Source organism: Streptomyces sp. WMMC1477, from assembly GCF_027460245.1.
In the GTDB taxonomy this organism is placed as follows: Bacteria; Actinomycetota; Actinomycetes; order Streptomycetales; family Streptomycetaceae; genus Streptomyces.
Map to the genome: position 1 here is coordinate 4,631,689 of NZ_JAPZBD010000003.1, position 18,442 is coordinate 4,650,130.

Consider the following 18,442-nt stretch of genomic DNA (forward strand, 5'->3'; position numbering starts at 1 on the left):
TGCCCCTTCCGGTGACGCCCTACGGCCGCAGCCGCAGCCCGCGCGGGGTCGCGTGGAAACCCGCGGCCTCCAGGACGCGGCCCAGCGGAGACGTCAGCACCGCGGCACCGTTGGCCCGTTCGACGGTCAGCGAACCCAGCATCCCCGAACGGGCCGCCTCCGCCAGGGCCGACGTGGCCTCCTCCAGCGCCTGCCCCTCGCCCCAGGCCAGCATCGACCGCCCGCCGCGCTCCAGGTACAGCACGAGTTCCCCGTCCACCAGGACGACCAGCGCGCCCGCCTTGCGGCCCGGCTTGTGGCCCGCGCCCTCCGGCGACTCGGGCCACGGCAACGCCGCCCCGTAGGCGTTCGCCGGATCGGCCGCCGCCAGCACCACGGCTCGTCCCTCCCGCTCCCGCTCCCGCGCGGTGTGCACCGCCCGCAGCCGGTCCACCGCGCCGTCCATCGCGAACTGCGCGGCCCCGAGATGCTCGACGACATAGCCGCGCCGCGCCTGCCCGCTCTCCTCGAACGCGGACAGCACCCGGTAGGCCGCCGCGAAGCCGCCCGGCACGCCCTCCGCGGCGACCGCGCCCCGGGTGACGACCCCGTGCCGGTCCAGCAGGGTGCCCGCCATGGCGTGGGCGCGCAGCGTGGCCTCCTCCTCCCGGGGCGGCAGCAGCGACCATCGCCCGGCCACCGTGGGCGGCCCGTTCCTGGAGGCCGTCCGCACCCCCACTGAGCCGTACCGGCCGCGCGGCACCGGCCGCCGCGCCCGGTGCGCCGTGGAGCCGGCCGTGCGCCCCGAACCCAGCAGCGCGCGAAGCGGGGCCAGGCCGTCGTTCGTGAGCCGACCCGACCAGGCCAGCTCCCACACCGTCTCGGCCAGCAGCAGATCCGTCACCTCCGGGTCGACGGCCCGCACCTGCTCGGCGATCTGCCGGAAGAACAGGCCGTACCCGCCCGACAGAGCCTCCAGCACCGCCCGGTGGTGCGGCGTCAGCTCCAGCGGATGCGGCTCCGGCAGGAGCAGCGGCGCCGCGTCCGCCGGGTACAGCGCGACCCAGCCGTCCTTGCCGGGCAGCGCCCCCGCCCCGGCCCACAGCACCTCGCCCGTCGTCGTCAACTCGTCCAGCATCGCCGGGGTGTAGCCGGCCACCCTGCTCGGCAGCACCAGCCGCTCCAGCGCCGAGGCCGGCACGGCGGCGCCCTGCAACTGCTCCACCGCCCGCGCCAGCCCGTCGACACCGCGCAGCCCTCCGGCCCCGACGTGCTGCCACCGGGGCAGGAACGCCGCCAGAGCCGGGCCCGGGACCGGCTCCAGCTCCTGCCGAAGCGCCGCCAGCGAACGCCGCCGCAGCCGCCGCAGCACCGTGGGATCACACCACTCCTGACCGGCTCCCGCCGGATGGAACTCGCCCTGCAGCAGCCGGCCCTCGGCGGCCATCCGGTGCAGCGCGCCGTCGGCCACCGCCTGACCGAGGCCGAAGCGCGTGGCAGCCCGCGCCGTCGTGAACGGGCCGTGGGTGCGGGCGAACCGGGCCAGCAGATCGCCCAGGGGGTCGGGCACCGGCTCGGTGAACGCCTCCGGCACCCCCACCGGCAGGGCCACGCCCAGGGCGTCCCGCAGCCGGCCCGCGTCCTCGATCGCGGCCCAGCGCTCGCGGCCCGCGATCCGCACCGGGATCGCCCGCCGCGCCGCCGCCAGCTCCGCCGCCCAGCCGGGCTCGGCGCCGCGCTCGGCCAGCTCCGCCTCCGCGAGCGGCCCCAGCAGCCGCAGCGCGTCGGCCACCGCCTCGACGTCCTTGATCCTCCGGTCCTCGGTGCGCCACTGGAGTTCGGACTCCAGCTCGGCCACCACCTCCGCGTCCAGCAGCTCCCGCAGCTCGGCCCGCCCGAGCAGCTCCGCGAGCAGCCGGGAGTCCAGCGAGAGGGCCGCGGCCCGCCGCTCGGCCAGCGGGGTGTCACCCTCGTAGAGGAACTGCGCCACGTAGCCGAACAGCAGCGACCGCGCGAACGGCGAGGGCTCCGGCGTCGTGACCTCCACCAGCCGCACGCGGCGGGCCGCCACGTCCCCCATGAGTTCCGCCAGACCCGGCACGTCGAACACGTCCTGCAGGCACTCCCGGACGGCCTCCAGCACGATCGGGAACGAACCGAACTCGCTCGCCACCTGCAGGAGCTGCGAGGCCCGGCGCCGCTGCTGCCACAGCGGGGTGCGCCGGCCCGGATCGCGGCGCGGCAGGAGCAGCGCCCGCGCCGCGCACTCGCGGAACCGGGCGGCGAACAGCGCCGAACCGCCCACCTCGGCCGTGACGGTCTCCTCGACCTCACCCTGCCCGAACAGCACGTCCTGCGCACCGACGGGCGCCTGCTCGGCGTCGAACGCGCGATCCGGCTCCAGCGGGCCGTCCAGCGCGTCCAGCCCCAGCAGGTCGGCGTCCGGGAGCCGCAGCACGATCCCGTCGTCCGCGTGCATCACCTGGGCGTCCAGCCCGTACCGCTCGGTCAGCCGGGATCCCAGCGCCAGGGCCCAGGGCGCGTGCACCTGCGCCCCGAACGGAGAGTGCACGACGACCCGCCAGTCCCCCAGCTCGTCCCGGAAGCGCTCCACCACGATCGTGCGGTCGTCCGGAACATGGCCGCAGGCGGCCCGCTGCTCCGCCAGATAGGCCAGGAGGTTGCCCACCGCCAGTTCGTCCAGCCCCGCCGACGCCAGCCGCTCGCGTGCCGCGTCCTCCTCCAGCGCCCCGATCTCCCGGAGGAACGCCCCGAGCGCCCGCCCCAGCTCCAGCGGGCGGCCGAGCTGGTCGCCCTTCCAGAACGGCAGCCGCCCCGGCACCCCCGGGGCGGGGGAGACCAGCACCCGGTCCCGCGTGATGTCCTCGATGCGCCAGGACGTCGTGCCCAGCGTGAAGACGTCCCCCACCCGGGACTCGTACACCATCTCCTCGTCCAGCTCGCCGACCCGGCCACCGCCGCGCTTCGGATCGGCCCCGGCCAGGAAGACGCCGAACAGCCCGCGGTCCGGAATGGTGCCGCCCGAGGTGACGGCGAGCCGCTGCGCGCCGGGCCGGGCGGCGACCGTCTGCGCGACCCGGTCCCACACGAAGCGGGGGCGCAGCTCCGCGAAGGCGTCCGAGGGGTAGCGGCCCGCCAGCATGTCCAGCACGCCGTCGAACGCCGACTCCGGCAGCGCCGAGAAGGGCGCGGCCCGGCGCACGAGCGCCAGCAGCTCGCCCACGTCCCAGGTGTCCATCGCGGTGACGGACACGAGCTGCTGGGCCAGGACGTCCAGCGGGTTCGCCGGGACGCGCAGCGCCTCGATGGCCCCCTGCCGCATCCGCTCCGTCACCACCGCCGACTGCACGAGATCGCCGCGGTACTTGGGGAAGAAGACGCCCGCCGAGACCGCGCCCACCTGGTGCCCGGCCCGGCCCACCCGTTGCAGCCCGGAGGCCACCGAGGGCGGCGACTCGACCTGGACGACCAGATCCACCGCCCCCATATCGATCCCCAGCTCCAGACTGGAGGTGGCCACGACGGCCTGCAGCCGCCCGGCCTTCAGATCCTCCTCGACCTGCGCCCGCTGCTCCTTGGACACCGAACCGTGGTGGGCCCGCGCCAGCACCGGCGGCGCGCCCTCGGCGGCACCGGAACCGCCCATCAGCTCCGCCGGCGCGTGGTGCTCGGGTAGCGGCTCGCCCGTCACCCGCTCGTACGCGATCTCGTTCAGCCGGTTGCACAGCCGCTCGGCGAGCCTGCGGGAGTTGACGAACACGATCGTGGAGCGGTGCTCCTGCACCAGATCGCAGATCCGCTCCTCCACCGAGGGCCAGATGGAGGGCTTGGTGCCGGGGGCGTCCGGCTCGGAGACCGGCGAGCCGCCCAGCTCGCCCATGTCCTCCACCGGGACGACGACGCGCAGGGCGAACTCCTTCTCCGCCGGCGGCTGGACGATCTTCACCGGGCGCTGCGGGGAGAGGAACCGGGCGACCTCCTCCACGGGGCGTACCGTCGCGGACAGCCCGATGCGGCGGGCGGGCCGCTCCAGCAGGGCGTCCAGCCGCTCCAGCGAGAGTGCGAGATGGGCGCCGCGCTTGGTGCCCGCCACCGCGTGCACCTCGTCCAGGATCACCGTCTCCACGCCGCTCAGCGCCTCGCGCGTCTGCGAGGTGAGCATGAGGAACAGCGACTCCGGCGTCGTGATGAGGATGTCCGGCGGCCTCCGGGCGAGGGCGCGCCGCTCGGCCGCGGGGGTGTCCCCGGAACGGATCGCCACCCGCACCTCCGGCTCGGGCAGCCCGAGCCGCAGCGCCTCCTGCCGGATGCCCGTCAGTGGGCTGCGCAGGTTCCGCTCGACGTCGACCGCCAGCGCCTTGAGCGGCGACACGTACAGCACGCGGCAGCGCTTCAGCGGCTCGGCGGGCGGGGGCTGGGCCGCCAGCCGGTCCAGCGAGGCGAGGAAGGCGGCCAGCGTCTTCCCCGAGCCCGTCGGGGCGACGACCAGGGCGTCCGAGCCCTCTGCCAGGGCCTGCCACGCGCCCTCCTGAACGGCCGTGGGCGCGCGGAACGCCCCCGCGAACCACGCGCGCGTCGCGGGGGAGAAGCCGTCCAGGGCATCGGGGCCGGGCACGGCCGGGGAGTCACCCATGACCCCATCGTGCACCCGGGCACCGACAGCGGCCCCGCACGGCCGGGGTGCGGGCGCTCGGCTGACGCCGGGCGCCGCGGCCGGGACGCGGGGGCGCCGCCCGCGCGCACGCCGGCGTTCCGGGTGCGGCGAGCGCTGCGCGATAATGGGGGCATGCGGCTGACGGACTTCTGGGAGCGGATGGCGGCGCACTTCGGGTCGGCCTACGCGGACTCCTTCGCGCGGGACCACGTGATGTCGGAGCTGGGCGGACGCACGGTCCGCGAGGCGCTGGACGCGGGGTGGGCCGCGAAGGACGTCTGGCGCGGGGTGTGCGCGGCCATGGACGTCCCGGCCGAGCTGCGCTGAGGGCGGCGCGCCCCGCTTCCCGGGCCGCTCCGGGGCCGCTCCGGGGCTGGACGAATGCGGTCACAGCAGACTTCATGCCTGCCCTGGCCTGCGGGTTTGTCGTTATCCACAGCCATGACGGGGTCACTTGACACAAAAATCGAACATCGATTCCCATGGTGGTGGCAGAGGCGGTTCAGGCACGGCTCCGGCCCGGTCCGGGCCGGTTGTCAGTGGCAGCCGCTAGCGTCGTCGGATGTGAAGCGATCGAACCAGAAACCGGTGGCACCCATGGCAGGAACCGACCGCGAGAAGGCGCTCGACGCCGCGCTCGCGCAGATTGAACGGCAATTCGGCAAGGGCGCCGTGATGCGGCTCGGTGAGCGGCCGGACGAGCCCGTGGAGGTCATCCCCACCGGATCGACGGCGCTGGACGTCGCGCTCGGGGTCGGCGGTCTGCCGCGAGGCCGCGTCGTGGAGGTCTACGGCCCGGAGTCCAGCGGTAAGACGACGCTCACGCTGCACGCGGTGGCCAACGCGCAGAAGGCGGGCGGTACCGTCGCCTTCGTCGACGCCGAGCACGCGCTCGACCCGGAGTACGCCAAGAAGCTCGGGGTGGACGTGGATCAGCTGATCCTCTCCCAGCCGGACAACGGTGAGCAGGCGCTGGAGATCACCGACATGCTCATCAGGTCCGGCGCGCTGGACCTGATCGTGGTGGACTCCGTGGCCGCGCTCGTGCCCCGCGCCGAGATCGAGGGCGAGATGGGCGACTCCCACGTCGGCCTCCAGGCCCGGCTCATGAGCCAGGCGCTCCGCAAGATCACCGGTGCGCTGAGCCAGTCCAAGACGACGGCCATCTTCATCAACCAGCTCCGGGAGAAGGTCGGCGTCATGTTCGGCTCGCCCGAGACGACGACCGGTGGCCGGGCGCTGAAGTTCTACTCGTCGGTGCGGCTCGACATCCGGCGGATCGAGACCCTGAAGGACGGCACCGACGCCGTCGGCAACCGCACCCGGGTCAAGGTCGTGAAGAACAAGGTCGCACCGCCCTTCAAGCAGGCCGAGTTCGACATCCTCTACGGCGTGGGCATCAGCCGTGAGGGCGGCCTGATCGACATGGGCGTGGAGCACGGCTTCATCCGCAAGTCCGGTGCCTGGTACACCTACGAGGGCGACCAGCTCGGCCAGGGCAAGGAGAACGCCCGCAACTTCCTGCGGGACAACCCGGACCTGGCCAACGAGATCGAGAAGAAGATCAAGGAGAAGCTGGGCATCGGCCCGCGCACGCAGGAGGCCACGGGCGAACCCGGCGAGGACGCCGCGGCCGGCGGCGCCGCCGCGGCCGAGCCTGCCGCCAAGGCCGCCCCGGTGACGGCGGCCAAGGGGAAGGCCGCGAAGGCGGCCGGCAGCGCGGCCAAGAGCTAGCCCGGCCGCGCGATGACACGGCGGACGGAATGGCCGGAGCAAGCTCCGGCACCCCAGAACGGCGGTGCTGCCTCCTCGTCGAGGGCCGAGGGGGCAGCACCGTCCGAGCCCCGTGATCCGGTGGAGCGGGCGAGGGCGATCTGCCTGCGCCTGCTCACCGGTGCGCCCCGCACCCGCAGCCAGCTCGCGGACGCCCTGCACCGGCGGGGCATCCCCGAGGAGGCTGCCGAGGAGGCGCTCGCCCGCTTCGAGGAGGTGGGCCTCATCGACGACGCGAGTTTCGCCGACGCCTGGGTGGAGTCCCGCCACCACAGCCGCGGCCTCGCGCGCCGGGCCCTCGCCCGCGAGCTGCGCACCCGCGGTGTGGACTCCTCGGTCATCGACGGCGCGCTGGGCCGGCTCGACGCCGATCAGGAGGCGGAGACGGCACGTGCCCTCGTGGAGCGCAAGCTCCGCACGACGCGCGGCCTCGCCCTGGAGAAGCGGATACGCCGGCTCGCGGGCATGCTCGCCCGCAAGGGGTACGCCGAGGGGCTGGCGCTCCGCGTGGTGCGGCAGGCCCTGGCCGAGGAGGGCGAGGAGAGCGAGGCCGCCTGGGAGGAACACCTTCCCGACGTCTGACCCACCGCGACGGTACGCGCGGTCACGGCGCCGTCCGCGGCAGCGTCACGGTCACCCGCAGGCCCGTGGGGTCGCCCGGGGAGTACGCGATCGACGCGTCGCCCGCCGCCAGCAGGGCCCGCGCGATCGAGAGCCCCAGCCCGGAGCCGGAGACGTTCTGGTGGCGGCCGCTGCGCCAGAACCGGTCCCCGATGCGGGCGAGCTCGTCCTCCGTGAGCCCGGGCCCCTCGTCGGCCACCTCCACGGTGACGCGTTCCCCCGAGGCGGCCACCGTGACGGTGACCGCCTTCCCCTCCGGCGTGAACTTCACCGCGTTGTCCACCACGGCGTCCAGGGCGCTGGAAAGGGTGAGCGGATCGGCCCACGCCGTCACCGCGCCTGCCCCGGCCGTCCGCAGGGCCACCCCCGCCCGCTCCGCGACGGGACGCCAGGCGGCCACGCGTTCGGCGGTGAGCGCGGCGACGTCCGTCAGCCGCAGATCGGCCCGGCTGTGCTCCGCCGTGGCCAGCCCCAGCAGATCGTCCAGCACCCGCGCCAGCCGCTTCCCCTCCGTCTGCACCGAGGCGAAGTCCGCGCTGCCCTCCGGCAGCTCCAGCCCCAGGACCTCGATCCTCAGCAGCAGGGCCGACAGCGGGTTGCGCAGCTGGTGCGAGGCGTCGGCCACGAACGCCCGCTGCTGCTCCAGCACGTCCTCGACGTGGTCGGCCATCTCGTTGAACGCGTGCGCCAGCCGCCGCAGCTCCGGCGGCCCGCCCGCGGCGGCGACCCGGGAGGTGAGCCGCCCGGTGGCGATGTCGTGCGTCGCCTTGTCCAGGTCCCGCACGGGCCGCAGCACCCACCCGGCCAGCCGCACGGCAGCCCCGAGCGCCAGCAGCATCGCCGCCGCCTCCCCGGCGGCGAGCGGGATCCAGTCGCGCAGGATGCGTGAACGCAGCGGGCCGGTGGGGGAGTCGGTGAGGACGACGGCGACCACGTCACCGTCCCGGACGACGGGCGAGGCGACGGCGATCCGGTTCCGCTGCCAGGGCCACACCTGCGGGGGGTCGTGACTGCGGCGCCCCGCGAGCGCCTCGGCGAAGGCGTCGGCGCCCTCGCCGTGCTCCGGTACCCGCCAGCCCGCGGGGGAGGCCGCCATCGCCTGCCCGTCCCGGTAGAAGACGCCGGCGTCGATGCCGTACAGCTCGTGGTAGCGGGTGAGTTCGCTGGTGAGGGTGGACAGCCGTTCGTCGCGGAGGCCGTCGGCGATGCGGGCCTCGGCCGTCGGCTGCGACACCCGCTCGGGGCGAGCGGTGACGAACTGGGCCAGGGAGGCGAAGCGCGCGGTGTCGTCGATGCGGTCGACGACCAGCCGCTGCTGTTCGGCGGCGGCCATGCTGGCGGCCAGGGGGAACCCCAGGGCCAGGAGCACACCGGCCATCAGGACGATGAGCAGGGGCAGCAGTCGGGCGCGCACCGGCGGAAGGCTCCCCGCGTCAGCCGACCGGTGCGGACAGCCGGTAGCCGACGCCGCGAACCGTCTCGATCAGGGTCGACAGCCCCAGCTTCGAGCGCAGCGAGGCGACGTGGACCTCCAGCGTGCGCCCGGTGCCCTCCCAGCTCGTGCGCCACACCTCGCTGATGATCTGCTCCCGCCGGTAGACGACGCCGGGCCGCTGGGCCAGCAGCGCCAGCAGATCGAACTCCTTGCGGGTGAGGGCCACGACCTCGCCGTCGACGGTGACGCGGCGGCCGGCGGGTTCGATCAGCACCGGCCCGAACCGCAGCTGCGGAGGCGCGTCCGGTTCCCCGCCCCCGCCTCCGGCCCCGGAGGCGGGGGCGCCGGCCGCGCTCTCGCCCCCCGCCGTGCGGCGGCTGACGGCGTGGATGCGGGCGAGCAGCTCCCCGGTGTCGTACGGCTTGACGACGTAGTCGTCGGCTCCGAGGTTCAGCCCGTGGATACGGGAGCGCACGTCGGCCCGCGCCGTCACCATGATCACGGGGATGTCGGCCCGGTGCCGGATGCGCCCGCACACCTCGAAGCCGTCCTGGTCCGGCAGGCCGAGGTCCAGCAGGACGACGTCGAAGGGGGCGGAGTCCTCGCCGGGGAGGAGCCGTTCCAGCGCCTCGGCTCCGCAGCGCGCGTGGGCGGTGTGGATGCCGTGCCGGGCGAGGACGGCGGACAGCGCGGCGGCGACGTGTTCGTCGTCCTCCACCAGCAGCACCCGCATGGCGCCTCCCGTCCGTTCCGTCGTTCGTCCCGCGTCCGTCGTTCCTTCGCCCGCCGTCCCCGTGCGGGACGTCTTTCCGGGAGAGGGGTCCGGCGACGAGGGCCCTGCGCAGCATCCATGCCGACGCCGGTGGGGGACGTCAAGGCGGTTCCCCGCCGTCCCGGCCTTCCGTTATCCAGCCGGTACGCCACGACCTCGTGATCTTCACCCAGCGTGGCCGGAGGTGGCCGTATCGTTATGCTCAATTTCCGCTCAGATGTGATGACGGCGCTTCGTGATGGTCATTAAGGTCCCAGCAACCGATGAGGACGGAGCGAGTGACGCCGATGAGCGCAGTATCGGTGACGCAGGACGCCGGAGGCACGGCGGAGCCGGCGGAACCTCTGGTCGTACTGGACAACGTCAACAAGTATTTCGGTGCGCTGCATGTGCTCCAGGACATCGATCTGACCATCGCCCGGGGCGAAGTGGTCGTCGTGATCGGTCCCTCGGGATCCGGCAAGTCCACCCTGTGCCGCACCGTCAACCGGCTGGAGACGATCGACTCCGGGTCGATCACCATCGACGGCAGGCCGCTGCCGGACGAGGGCAGGGAGCTGGCGAGGCTGCGCTCGGACGTGGGCATGGTCTTCCAGTCCTTCAACCTCTTCGCGCACATGACGGTCCTGCAGAACGTCACGCTGGGCCAGCTCAAGGTGCGGCGTACGCCGAAGGCCGAGGCCGAGAAGCGGGCCCGCGCCCTGCTGGACCGCGTGGGGGTGGGCAACCAGGCGGACAAGTTCCCCGCGCAGCTCTCCGGCGGACAGCAGCAGCGGGTGGCCATCGCCCGGGCGCTGGCGATGGAGCCGAAGGTCATGCTCTTCGACGAGCCGACCTCCGCGCTGGACCCCGAGATGATCAACGAGGTGCTCGAGGTCATGCAGCAACTGGCCCGGGATGGGATGACGATGGTCGTCGTCACCCACGAGATGGGCTTCGCCCGGTCCGCGGCGAACCGGGTGGTCTTCATGGCCGACGGGCGGATCGTCGAGGAGGCGACGCCCGACCAGTTCTTCAGCAACCCGCGCAGTGACCGCGCCAAGGACTTCCTCTCGAAGATCCTGGCGCACTGACCGGGAGCCGCGAGGGACCGGGCGCGGCCACGGGGGCGGCCCCGCACCCCGCCTCCCCGCCTCCCCGCGTCCTCGCACCCGCCCGCCGCCGTACCGAGCCCCCGTACCGAGCCCCGGCACCGAGCCGCCGTATCGAGCTGTTGTATCGAGCTGTTGTACCGAGTCAACCAGCCAAGACCCCTCAAGGACGCATCATGAGACTTCGCAGGACCGCAGCCGCCACCGCCGTCGTCTTCGCCCTCACCGCCGCCGCCACGGCCTGCGGCAAGGAAGGCGACCCGAGCGACGACAACGGTGCGGACGCGCCCGAGCTGCCCACCTACACCGTCGCCGAGAACGTCGATGTCGACTCCGCGGTGCTCAAGGCCGCCCAGGACCGCGGCAAGCTGATCATCGGCTCCAAGGCCGACCAGCCCTTCCTCGGCTTCCAGGACCCGGCCACCAAGGAGTACGAGGGCTTCGACGTCGAGATCGCCAAGATGATCGCGGCGGACCTGGGCTTCGACCCCGAGAAGGAAGTCGAGTTCAAGACGATCGACTCCTCGATCCGGGAGACGGCCGTCTCCAAGGGCCAGGTAGACCTGATGATCGGCACCTACACGATCAACGACGAGCGCAAGAAGCAGATCGACTTCGCGGGCCCCTACTACCTGGCCGGCCAGGACCTCCTCGTGCGCAAGGACGAGGAGGAGATCAAGGGCCCGGACAGCATCAAGGGCAAGACGGTCTGCTCCATCAAGGGCTCGACCCCGCTGCGGAACATCACCGAGAACAAGGACGAGTACGGGGCCGACACGGTCGAGCTCGGCAAGTACACGGACTGCGTCAAGCAGCTGATCGACGGCCAGGTCGACGCCATCACGACCGACGACGCCATCCTCAAGGGCTACGCCGCCCAGCGGCCCGACGACCTGAAGGTCGTGGGCGAGACCTTCAGCGACGAGCCCTACGGCGTGGGCCTGAAGAAGGGCGAGGACGAGCTGCGCGCGGCCGTCAACGACGCCATCCAGGCGCACATCGACAACGGGGACTACAAGAAGGCGTACGAGGCGACGCTCGGCCAGTCCGGCTCCGCCTACGTGGAGCCGCCGGCGCTGGACCGGTACTGACACACCGGACCGCACCCCGCGGCGGTCGCTGAGCGCCGCGGGGTGCGGTCCGGACGCACCCGTCACCCGTACCGCCCGACTGCCTGCGCGGACACACGCGGAGAATTCATGAATGTACTGCTCGACCACTTCGCCTTGTTCCGCGAAGGGTTCCTCGGAACGGTGTCGCTGACCGTCACCAGCGCGCTGATAGCGCTGGTCCTGGGCATCGTCATCGCGGGTTGCCGGGTGTCCCCCGTGCCACCGCTGCGGGCGTTCGGCGCCGCCTGGGTGACGGTGCTGCGCAACACGCCGCTGCTGCTGCTGTTCCTCGTCGCCTTCTTCATCCTCCCGGAGGTCCTCTTCCCCGGGATGAGCCCGTACGTCCTCGCCATCCTGGCCCTGGGCTTCTACACCTCGTCCTTCGTGTGCGAGGCGGTCCGCTCCGGCATCAACACGGTGGCGGTCGGTCAGGCGGAGGCCGCGCGCAGTCTCGGACTGACGTTCCTGCAGACGCTGAGCCTCGTCGTACTCCCGCAGGCCACGCGGACCGTGCTGCCGCCCATGAGCAGCATCCTCATCGCGCTCACCAAGAACTCCGCCATCGCCGGCGCCTTCAGCAACACCGAACTGTTCGGTGTCCAGAAGGACCTGAGCGACATGGGATACAACATCATGACCGTGTTCTTCTGGGTCGCCGCCGCCTATCTGATCATCACGTTCTCGATCAGCGGCGTCTTCCGCGCTCTGGAGAGCAGGATGGGGGTCGCCCGATGAGTTCGGTCCTGTACGACACCCCGGGGCCACGGGCGAGGCGCCGCAACGCGATCCTGTCCGTCGTCGGCGGCGGAGCCATCCTCGGCCTGCTCGTCTTCAGCCTGGTGCGCATCGCCGACTCCGGCCAGCTGGCCCCCGAGATGTGGGAGATCTTCCAGTACTCGGGCATCATCGACGGCCTCGTCGACGGCCTGGTGAGCACGCTGCAGGCGTTCGTCCTGGCCGGGGTGCTCTCCCTCGTCCTCGCCGCCGTCCTGGCCGTCGCCCGGCTCTCGGACCACCTCCCGGTGCGGTGGTTCGCCATCGGTTTCATCGAGCTGTTCCGCGCCGTGCCGCTCCTGATCACCATCTTCGTGATCTGGGCGGGCTTCCTGACGGACCAGCCCATGTGGGCCCTCGTCCTCGGCCTCACGCTGTACAACGGGGCGGTGCAGGCCGAGGTGCTGCGCGCCGGCATCCTGGCCGTGCCCAAGGGCCAGGTCGAGGCCGCGTACGCGCTCGGCATGCGCAAGACGCAGGTCATGCTGACGGTGCAGATCCCCCAGGCCGTGCGGGCCATGCTCCCGGCGGTGATCAGCCAGCTCGTGGTGACCCTCAAGGACACCTCGCTCGGCTACATCATCGTCTACGAGGAGCTGCTCTACGCCGGCCGGCTCATCGCCAGCAACACGCTCATCAACGGCGACAACCCGTACGTCACCGTGATCATCGTCATGGGTTCCCTGTACATCGGCCTGTGCATGGCGCTGTCCGCCCTGGCCACCTGGATCGAGAAGCGCGGCCGACGGGCGCCGACCGGGGTGAAGATGGCGCACGCCGAAGCGGTCGAGACCGGCGAGCCCCTCAAGGACGGGAGCTGACCACCGGCCCGGACGGCGCCGCCGCCCGGGCCGGTCGGCCCCCGCACCGCGCGGGACGTCCGCACCGCACAGGACGCCGGTGCCTCGCGGGCCCGCGAGGCACCTCCCGTACGCCCGGCCGCCGTGCGGCCGTCACTTGACGGCTGCACGGGCAGTCGGTTGCATACCGTTGTGATCACGCACGACCTCCGGCTCCCTACGCCAACTTCCCTGTCCCCCAAGGGTTCTCACCGTCCGTCGGGGCGACGAAGCGAGGTGCGGTGGAGCCGGTGATCGTGGTCGGCGCCGGGCCCGTGGGGCTCGCGCTGGCCCTGGCACTCGCGCGGCACGACGTGCCGTCGGTGTTGCTGGAGTCGGGGGACGGCGAGATCGTCGCCCGGCCCGCCCGCACCTGCGTCCTGCGTCCGGACACCGCCGCGCTGGCCCAGCGGCTGGCCGGTGCCGCGGAACTGCCCGGCACGCACTGGCGGGTGTGGCGGACGATACGCCGCCGCCAGTGCGTCCACCAGGAGGACTTCGCGCCCGGCAGTGCGCCCTTCCACCTCCATCAGCACACGCTCACCGGGGCGCTGGTGGCCGCCGTGCGGCGCAGCGAGCTGGTGGACTTCGCGCCCGGGCGGCGGCTCACCGAACTCGAACAGCACGCCCACGGGGTCCGGGCCCGCACCGCGGGCGGCCTCGGCGTCACCTGGTCGGGCAGCTATCTGGTCGGCTGCGACGGCGCCCGGTCCACGGTCCGCAAGCTCCTCGGCGTCCGTTTCCCCGGCCGGACGTCCGTCGAGCGGCGGGCCGTCGCGGCCCTGCGCACCCCCCTGCCCTGGCCGGACGAGGCGCTGGTCCACCGCGAGCAGCCGGGGGGCGAGGAGGTGTGCGCGCGTTCCCTGCCCGGCGGCCTGTGGCGGCTGGACTGGCAGCTCCCGCCGCGGGGCGACCTGATCACCCCGCAGGACCTGCTGGGGCGCGTCGACGCGACGCTGGCCGGCTGGTCGGACGGGGCCGAGCCGGCCTACGAGCTGCTGGACACCGGCGTCCACACGGCCCATCAGCGGCTGGCGCGCCACTGGCGCTCCGGCCGCGTCTTCCTGGCGGGGGACGCGGCGCGGCTCCTGGGGGCGCTCGGCACCCAGAGCGTGGACGAGGGCCTGCGCGACGCCGACAACCTCGCCTGGAAGCTGGCCGTGGCCTGGCACGGAACGGGCGCCGGTGCCGGGGGCGCGTCCGGTGAGGGCTCTGCGGACACGGCGCTGGAGCTGCTGTTGGACAGCTATGAGGGGGAGCGGCGCCGTGCTTCCGTCGCCCGGCTCCGGGCGCTGGACCAGGCGGTGCCCCTGGTGCACGGCGTGAGCGGCCTGCGCGCGCTGCTGCCGGGCGGCCGGGGCCCGCTGGCACTCCTCACGGACGGGCATGTGGGCCGGGGCGCGCTGGGCGCCCCGGCCGACTACGCCGGCTCGCCGCTGACCTCCGCCCCGCTGCCCGGCCTCGGCGCGGGGGAGGCCGTGGGTGAGGTGGCGGCCGACGTCCCCGTCACCCCGCCGGGCGGAGAGCGCCAGCCCCTGCGGCAACGGCTCGGCCGCGGCCTGCTCGTGGTGCTCGTCGCGCCCGGCTCCGCCGTGTGGGAGAGCCGGCACTGGATGAACGCCGGCGTCATGCCCGCTCTCGCGGCGGCGGTGCGGGGACTCCCGCTGCGCGCGGAGCTGCTGGTGGCCGAGGCCTATCCGGGCGCCGACCCCCACACCGTCCTGCTCGTCCGTCCCGACGGCCATCTGGCCGCCGCGCTGCCGGGCGTCGACCCCGGAGCGCTCCACACCTGCACCGCCGCGCTGAGCGGTGCCGTTCCGTAGGGCTCAGGGTTCAGGGCCCGGGCGGTGCCGGTCAGGGCTTGACGGCGCGGTAGTAGCGCTCGGCGCCCTCGTGCAGCGGCAGCGGGTCCGTGTAGATGGCCGTGCGCAGATCGACCCGCTGTGCGGCGTGCACCTGGCTGCCGATGCGGTCGCGGCTGTTGATGAGCACACGCGTCACTCCGGCGGCGACCGCGGGATCCACCCGCCGGGCCGTCACCAGCAGGTTGGCCACGGCCACCGTCTCCACGCCCTGCCCGCGCTGCACGGCCGGGTAGGCGTCGGCGGGCATGACGGCCGCGCGGTAGTGCCGGGCGAGCGGGTCCTGCTCGTGCAGCGCGGGCACCAGCTCGCCGAGCGGGACGAGCCGGATGTCGGCGCGGGCCGCGAGGTCCTGGACGGCCGCGGTGGGCAGCCCGCCGCTCCAGAAGAACGCGTCCAGCCGGCGCTCCTCCAGCAGCCGAGGCATGGTGTCGATGCCCTCGTGGACGGGCGTGACGTCGTGGTCCGGGTCGAGCCCCGCGGCGCGCAGCATCCGGCGGGCGATGGGCCGTACCCCGGACTCCAGCTCCCCGACGCCGACCCTGAGCCCGGCGAGGTCGTCCGCCCCGCGCACGGGTGAGTCGGCGCGGACGACGAGCTGCACGTAGTCGTCGTACAGCCGGGCGCAGGCCCGCAGCCCGTCCGCGCCCTCGCCGTCGGCGGCCAGGTGGGCGGCCACCGCGTCGGCCTGCGCGATGGTGAAGTCGGCCTCGCCCGCGACCACGCGCCGGATGTTCTCCACCGACCCCTGGCTGGGGCGCAGCTCCATCTCCAGCTCCGGCAGCTCCGTGCGCACGCGCTGCCGGAGCAGCGAGCCGTAGCGCTCGTAGACGCCGGTGGGCACGCCGGTGGCGAAGGTGACCCGGCCCGCGGGCTCCGCGCCGCCGCCCGGCAGCAGCCACCAGGCGAGCAGGCTCAGGGCGACCAGGGCCGCCGCGGCGGCTCCCAGCGTCCTGCGGCGGCCGGAGCCGCCCCCGCGCACGGTGACCATGGGGGCGATCCTGCCATCCGTCCCGCACCTCCGGGAGGGGCCGGGCACCGGGGGAGCGCGGGCCGGGCCGGAACGCGTACCCTGGTCGACTGAGATGACTGCGAAGACTTATGAGCTGCGCACCTTCGGCTGCCAGATGAACGTCCACGACTCCGAGCGGATGGCCGGTCTGCTGGAGGACGCCGGATACGAACGGGCCCCCGAGGGCGGGGACGGCGCCGATGTCGTCGTCTTCAACACCTGTGCGGTGCGGGAGAACGCCGACAACCGGCTGTACGGGAACCTCGGCCAGCTCGCGCCGAAGAAGGCGGCCCGGCCCGGCATGCAGATCGCCGTGGGCGGCTGCCTGGCCCAGAAGGACCGGGACACCATCGTGAAGAAGGCGCCCTGGGTGGACGTCGTCTTCGGCACCCACAACGTCGGCAAGCTGCCCGTGCTGCTGGAGCGCGCCCGCGTCCAGCGGGAGGCGCAGATCGAGATCGCCGAGTCGCTGGAGGCGTTCCCCTCCACACTCCCCACGCGCCGCGAGTCCGCCTACGCGGCCTGGGTCTCGGTCTCCGTCGGCTGCAACAACACCTGCACCTTCTGCATTGTCCCGCAGCTGCGGGGCAAGGAGAAGGACCGCAGGACGGGCGACATCCTGGCCGAGATCGAGGCGCTGGTCGCCGAGGGGGTCATCGAGATCACCCTGCTCGGCCAGAACGTCAACGCCTACGGCAGCGACATCGGCGACCGGGAGGCGTTCTCCAAGCTGCTGCGCGTCTGCGGCGGCATCGAGGGGCTGGAGCGGGTCCGGTTCACCTCCCCGCACCCGAGGGACTTCACGGACGACGTCATCGCCGCCATGGCCGAGACGCCCAACGTCATGCCGCAGCTCCACATGCCGCTGCAGTCCGGCTCGTCCAAGGTGCTGAAGGACATGCGCCGCTCCTACCGGCAGGAGCGCTTCCTGAAGATCATCGAGAACGTGCGCGCCGCCATGCCGGACGCGGCCCTGTCCACCGACATCATCGTGGGCTTCCCCGGTGAGACGGAGGAGGACTTCCAGGAGACCCTGCACGTCGTGCGCGAGGCCCGCTTCGCCCAGGCCTTCACCTTCCAGTACTCCAAGCGCCCGGGAACCCCCGCCGCCGAGATGGACGGCCAGATTCCCAAGGAGGTCGTCCAGGAGCGCTACGAGCGGCTCGTGGCCCTTCAGGAGGAGATCTCCTGGGCCGAGAACAAGGCCCAGGTCGGTCGCAGGCTGGAGGTGCTCGTCGCCGAGGGAGAGGGTCGCAAGGACGACGTGACGCGGCGGCTGTCCGGCCGGGCGCCCGACAACCGGCTCGTGCACTTCACCCGCCCCGAGGAGCCGGTGCGCCCCGGCGACATGGTGAGCGTCGAGGTCACCTACGCCGCCCCGCACCACCTGCTGGCCGAGGGCCCCGCCCTCGCCGTGCGCCGCACCCGGGCCGGGAACGCCTGGGAGGCCCGCACCGGTGCCGCCGCGCCCACGGGCGGCGTCATGCTCGGCCTGCCGAAGGTGGGCGCCCCCGCTCCGCTGCCCGCGCAGGGCGACGGCTGCGGCGTCTGCTGAACGCCTGCTCGACGTCCGCCGAACGCACGCCGGTCCGCTCCGGGTTCCGCACGGTTCGCCACGACGAGCCGCTCCGTGTCGGGCAGCGGGGTGAACCGGGCGGTCGGCGCTAGGCTGCCGCCCATGCTTGCCGCTGCCGCCGTCTGCCCCTGTCCGCCGCTGCTCGTGCCCGAGGTCGCCGGGGGCGCGGCCCCCGAGATGGACGACGCGAGGGCCGCCTGCGCCGAGGCCGTGGAGGCCCTCGCCGCCGCCCGGCCCGAACGCCTCGTCGTCGTCGGCCCCGCCCAGCCCGCGGCCCGGGGCGAGTACCCCGCGGGCAGCCGTGGCTCCTTCCGCGGCTTCGGGGTGGATCTCGACGTCACCCTCGGTCGGGGCCCGGGCGGCGAACGCGCCCTGCCGCCCTCCCTCGCCGTCGCCGCCTGGCTGCTGGACCGCTACGGCTGGCGGGCCGCGCCGGTGACCGGCCGAGGGGTGGCCGAGACCCTCACGCCCGAGCGCTGCGCCGAGGCCGGCCGCACGCTGGCACCGGAGGGGGTGCGCGTGGCCCTGCTCGTGATGGGCGACGGAAGCGCCTGCCGCACGGTGAAGGCGCCCGGCTACTTCGACGAGCGGGCCGCCGCGTTCGACGCCGAGGCCGCCCGTGCCCTGGGTACCGGGGACGTCGACGCGCTGGCGGGCCTGGACGCCGAACTCGGCTACGAGCTCCAGGTGTCGGGCCGGGCCGGCTGGCAGGTCCTGGCCGCTGCCGCGGGCCGGAACCGGCTCTCGGGGAAGCTGCTGTACGACCGTGCGCCCTACGGCGTCGGCTACCTCGTCGCCCGCTGGTCCTGACCCGCCCGCCCCGGGCCGTCGGGCTCGGTCCGCCCGCCCCGGGCCCACACCCCGGACTCACGCCCCGGAGCCGCGGCCCGTGCCGCGTCGGCCCGGGCCGAGCCGGGGCGT

Annotated in this window: 14 protein-coding genes; 10 read left to right on the forward strand and 4 right to left on the reverse strand. The window is 73.8% G+C overall.

The genetic code is table 11. The features are described 5' to 3' along the window. Positions 1-19 precede the first annotated feature (19 nt). On the reverse strand, positions 20-4,633 hold the full coding sequence (locus O7609_RS20690) for an ATP-dependent helicase (protein ID WP_269744018.1): 4,614 nt from the start codon (positions 4,631-4,633) through the stop codon (positions 20-22). Between the two features lie 153 nt (positions 4,634-4,786). Between O7609_RS20690 and O7609_RS20695 the strand changes: the two genes are divergently transcribed. From O7609_RS20695 to recX, 3 genes are all read left to right on the forward strand, one after another. Beyond that, positions 4,787-4,981 carry a DUF3046 domain-containing protein gene (locus tag O7609_RS20695; protein WP_219088111.1) on the forward strand — a complete coding sequence of 65 codons (195 nt, stop codon included), beginning with the start codon at positions 4,787-4,789 and terminating at the stop codon, positions 4,979-4,981. A gap of 270 nt (positions 4,982-5,251) precedes the next feature. Then, positions 5,252-6,388 carry a recombinase RecA gene (gene recA / locus O7609_RS20700; protein ID WP_269744019.1) on the forward strand — a complete coding sequence of 379 codons (1,137 nt, stop codon included), beginning with the start codon at positions 5,252-5,254 and terminating at the stop codon, positions 6,386-6,388. A gap of 12 nt (positions 6,389-6,400) precedes the next feature. Continuing rightward, entirely contained in the window at positions 6,401-7,009 is a 609-nt protein-coding gene (recX, locus tag O7609_RS20705) for a recombination regulator RecX (RefSeq protein WP_269744020.1), read from the forward strand. Between the two features lie 22 nt (positions 7,010-7,031). Here recX and O7609_RS20710 read toward each other — a convergent pair whose 3' ends face one another. Beyond that, positions 7,032-8,462, reverse strand: coding sequence for a sensor histidine kinase (locus tag O7609_RS20710; protein WP_269735510.1), 1,431 nt, complete (start codon positions 8,460-8,462; stop codon positions 7,032-7,034). Positions 8,463-8,481: 19 nt separating this feature from the next. Continuing rightward, entirely contained in the window at positions 8,482-9,216 is a 735-nt protein-coding gene (locus O7609_RS20715) for a response regulator transcription factor (RefSeq protein WP_269735509.1), read from the reverse strand. Positions 9,217-9,542: 326 nt separating this feature from the next. On the opposite strand from O7609_RS20715, the gene O7609_RS20720 reads away from it, so the two are divergent. From O7609_RS20720 to O7609_RS20740, 5 genes are all read left to right on the forward strand, one after another. Next, the gene (locus O7609_RS20720) at positions 9,543-10,328 is read left to right on the forward strand and encodes an amino acid ABC transporter ATP-binding protein (RefSeq protein WP_269735508.1); all 786 of its coding nucleotides are present in this window, start codon (positions 9,543-9,545) and stop codon (positions 10,326-10,328) included. A gap of 194 nt (positions 10,329-10,522) precedes the next feature. Continuing rightward, positions 10,523-11,437 carry a glutamate ABC transporter substrate-binding protein gene (locus O7609_RS20725; RefSeq protein WP_269735507.1) on the forward strand — a complete coding sequence of 305 codons (915 nt, stop codon included), beginning with the start codon at positions 10,523-10,525 and terminating at the stop codon, positions 11,435-11,437. A 108-nt stretch (positions 11,438-11,545) separates the two neighbouring features. Beyond that, a complete protein-coding gene (locus tag O7609_RS20730; protein WP_269735506.1) occupies positions 11,546-12,193 on the forward strand; it encodes an amino acid ABC transporter permease in 648 nt (215 codons plus the stop codon). After that, positions 12,190-13,053, forward strand: a complete 864-nt coding sequence (locus tag O7609_RS20735) for an amino acid ABC transporter permease (protein ID WP_269735505.1) — start codon at positions 12,190-12,192, stop codon at positions 13,051-13,053. Before O7609_RS20730 ends, O7609_RS20735 begins: the two co-directional genes overlap by 4 nt. A 260-nt stretch (positions 13,054-13,313) precedes the next feature. Next, on the forward strand, positions 13,314-14,894 hold the full coding sequence (locus tag O7609_RS20740) for an FAD-dependent monooxygenase (protein ID WP_269735504.1): 1,581 nt from the start codon (positions 13,314-13,316) through the stop codon (positions 14,892-14,894). Between the two features lie 31 nt (positions 14,895-14,925). Here O7609_RS20740 and O7609_RS20745 read toward each other — a convergent pair whose 3' ends face one another. Beyond that, positions 14,926-15,924 carry a TAXI family TRAP transporter solute-binding subunit gene (locus O7609_RS20745; protein WP_269735503.1) on the reverse strand — a complete coding sequence of 333 codons (999 nt, stop codon included), beginning with the start codon at positions 15,922-15,924 and terminating at the stop codon, positions 14,926-14,928. Positions 15,925-16,018: 94 nt separating this feature from the next. Between O7609_RS20745 and miaB the strand changes: the two genes are divergently transcribed. Both miaB and O7609_RS20755 read left to right on the forward strand, forming a co-directional pair. After that, entirely contained in the window at positions 16,019-17,500 is a 1,482-nt protein-coding gene (miaB, locus tag O7609_RS20750) for a tRNA (N6-isopentenyl adenosine(37)-C2)-methylthiotransferase MiaB (protein ID WP_269735502.1), read from the forward strand. A 123-nt stretch (positions 17,501-17,623) separates the two neighbouring features. Continuing rightward, positions 17,624-18,331: a class III extradiol dioxygenase subunit B-like domain-containing protein gene (locus tag O7609_RS20755; RefSeq protein ID WP_269735501.1), complete on the forward strand. Its 708-nt coding sequence runs from the start codon at positions 17,624-17,626 to the stop codon at positions 18,329-18,331. Positions 18,332-18,442: the final 111 nt, after the last annotated feature.

Coding starts and splice junctions, on each gene's coding strand:
- recX (WP_269744020.1), top strand. CDS start 6,401: ATGACACGGCGGACGGAATGGCCGGAGCAAGCTCCGGCACCCCAGAAC.
- O7609_RS20730 (WP_269735506.1), top strand. CDS start 11,546: ATGAATGTACTGCTCGACCACTTCGCCTTGTTCCGCGAAGGGTTCCTC.
- O7609_RS20690 (WP_269744018.1), bottom strand. CDS start 4,633: ATGGGTGACTCCCCGGCCGTGCCCGGCCCCGATGCCCTGGACGGCTTC.
- O7609_RS20755 (WP_269735501.1), top strand. CDS start 17,624: ATGCTTGCCGCTGCCGCCGTCTGCCCCTGTCCGCCGCTGCTCGTGCCC.
- miaB (WP_269735502.1), top strand. CDS start 16,019: ATGACTGCGAAGACTTATGAGCTGCGCACCTTCGGCTGCCAGATGAAC.
- O7609_RS20745 (WP_269735503.1), bottom strand. CDS start 15,924: ATGGTCACCGTGCGCGGGGGCGGCTCCGGCCGCCGCAGGACGCTGGGA.
- O7609_RS20715 (WP_269735509.1), bottom strand. CDS start 9,216: ATGCGGGTGCTGCTGGTGGAGGACGACGAACACGTCGCCGCCGCGCTG.
- O7609_RS20695 (WP_219088111.1), top strand. CDS start 4,787: ATGCGGCTGACGGACTTCTGGGAGCGGATGGCGGCGCACTTCGGGTCG.
- recA (WP_269744019.1), top strand. CDS start 5,252: ATGGCAGGAACCGACCGCGAGAAGGCGCTCGACGCCGCGCTCGCGCAG.
- O7609_RS20725 (WP_269735507.1), top strand. CDS start 10,523: ATGAGACTTCGCAGGACCGCAGCCGCCACCGCCGTCGTCTTCGCCCTC.
- O7609_RS20735 (WP_269735505.1), top strand. CDS start 12,190: ATGAGTTCGGTCCTGTACGACACCCCGGGGCCACGGGCGAGGCGCCGC.
- O7609_RS20720 (WP_269735508.1), top strand. CDS start 9,543: ATGAGCGCAGTATCGGTGACGCAGGACGCCGGAGGCACGGCGGAGCCG.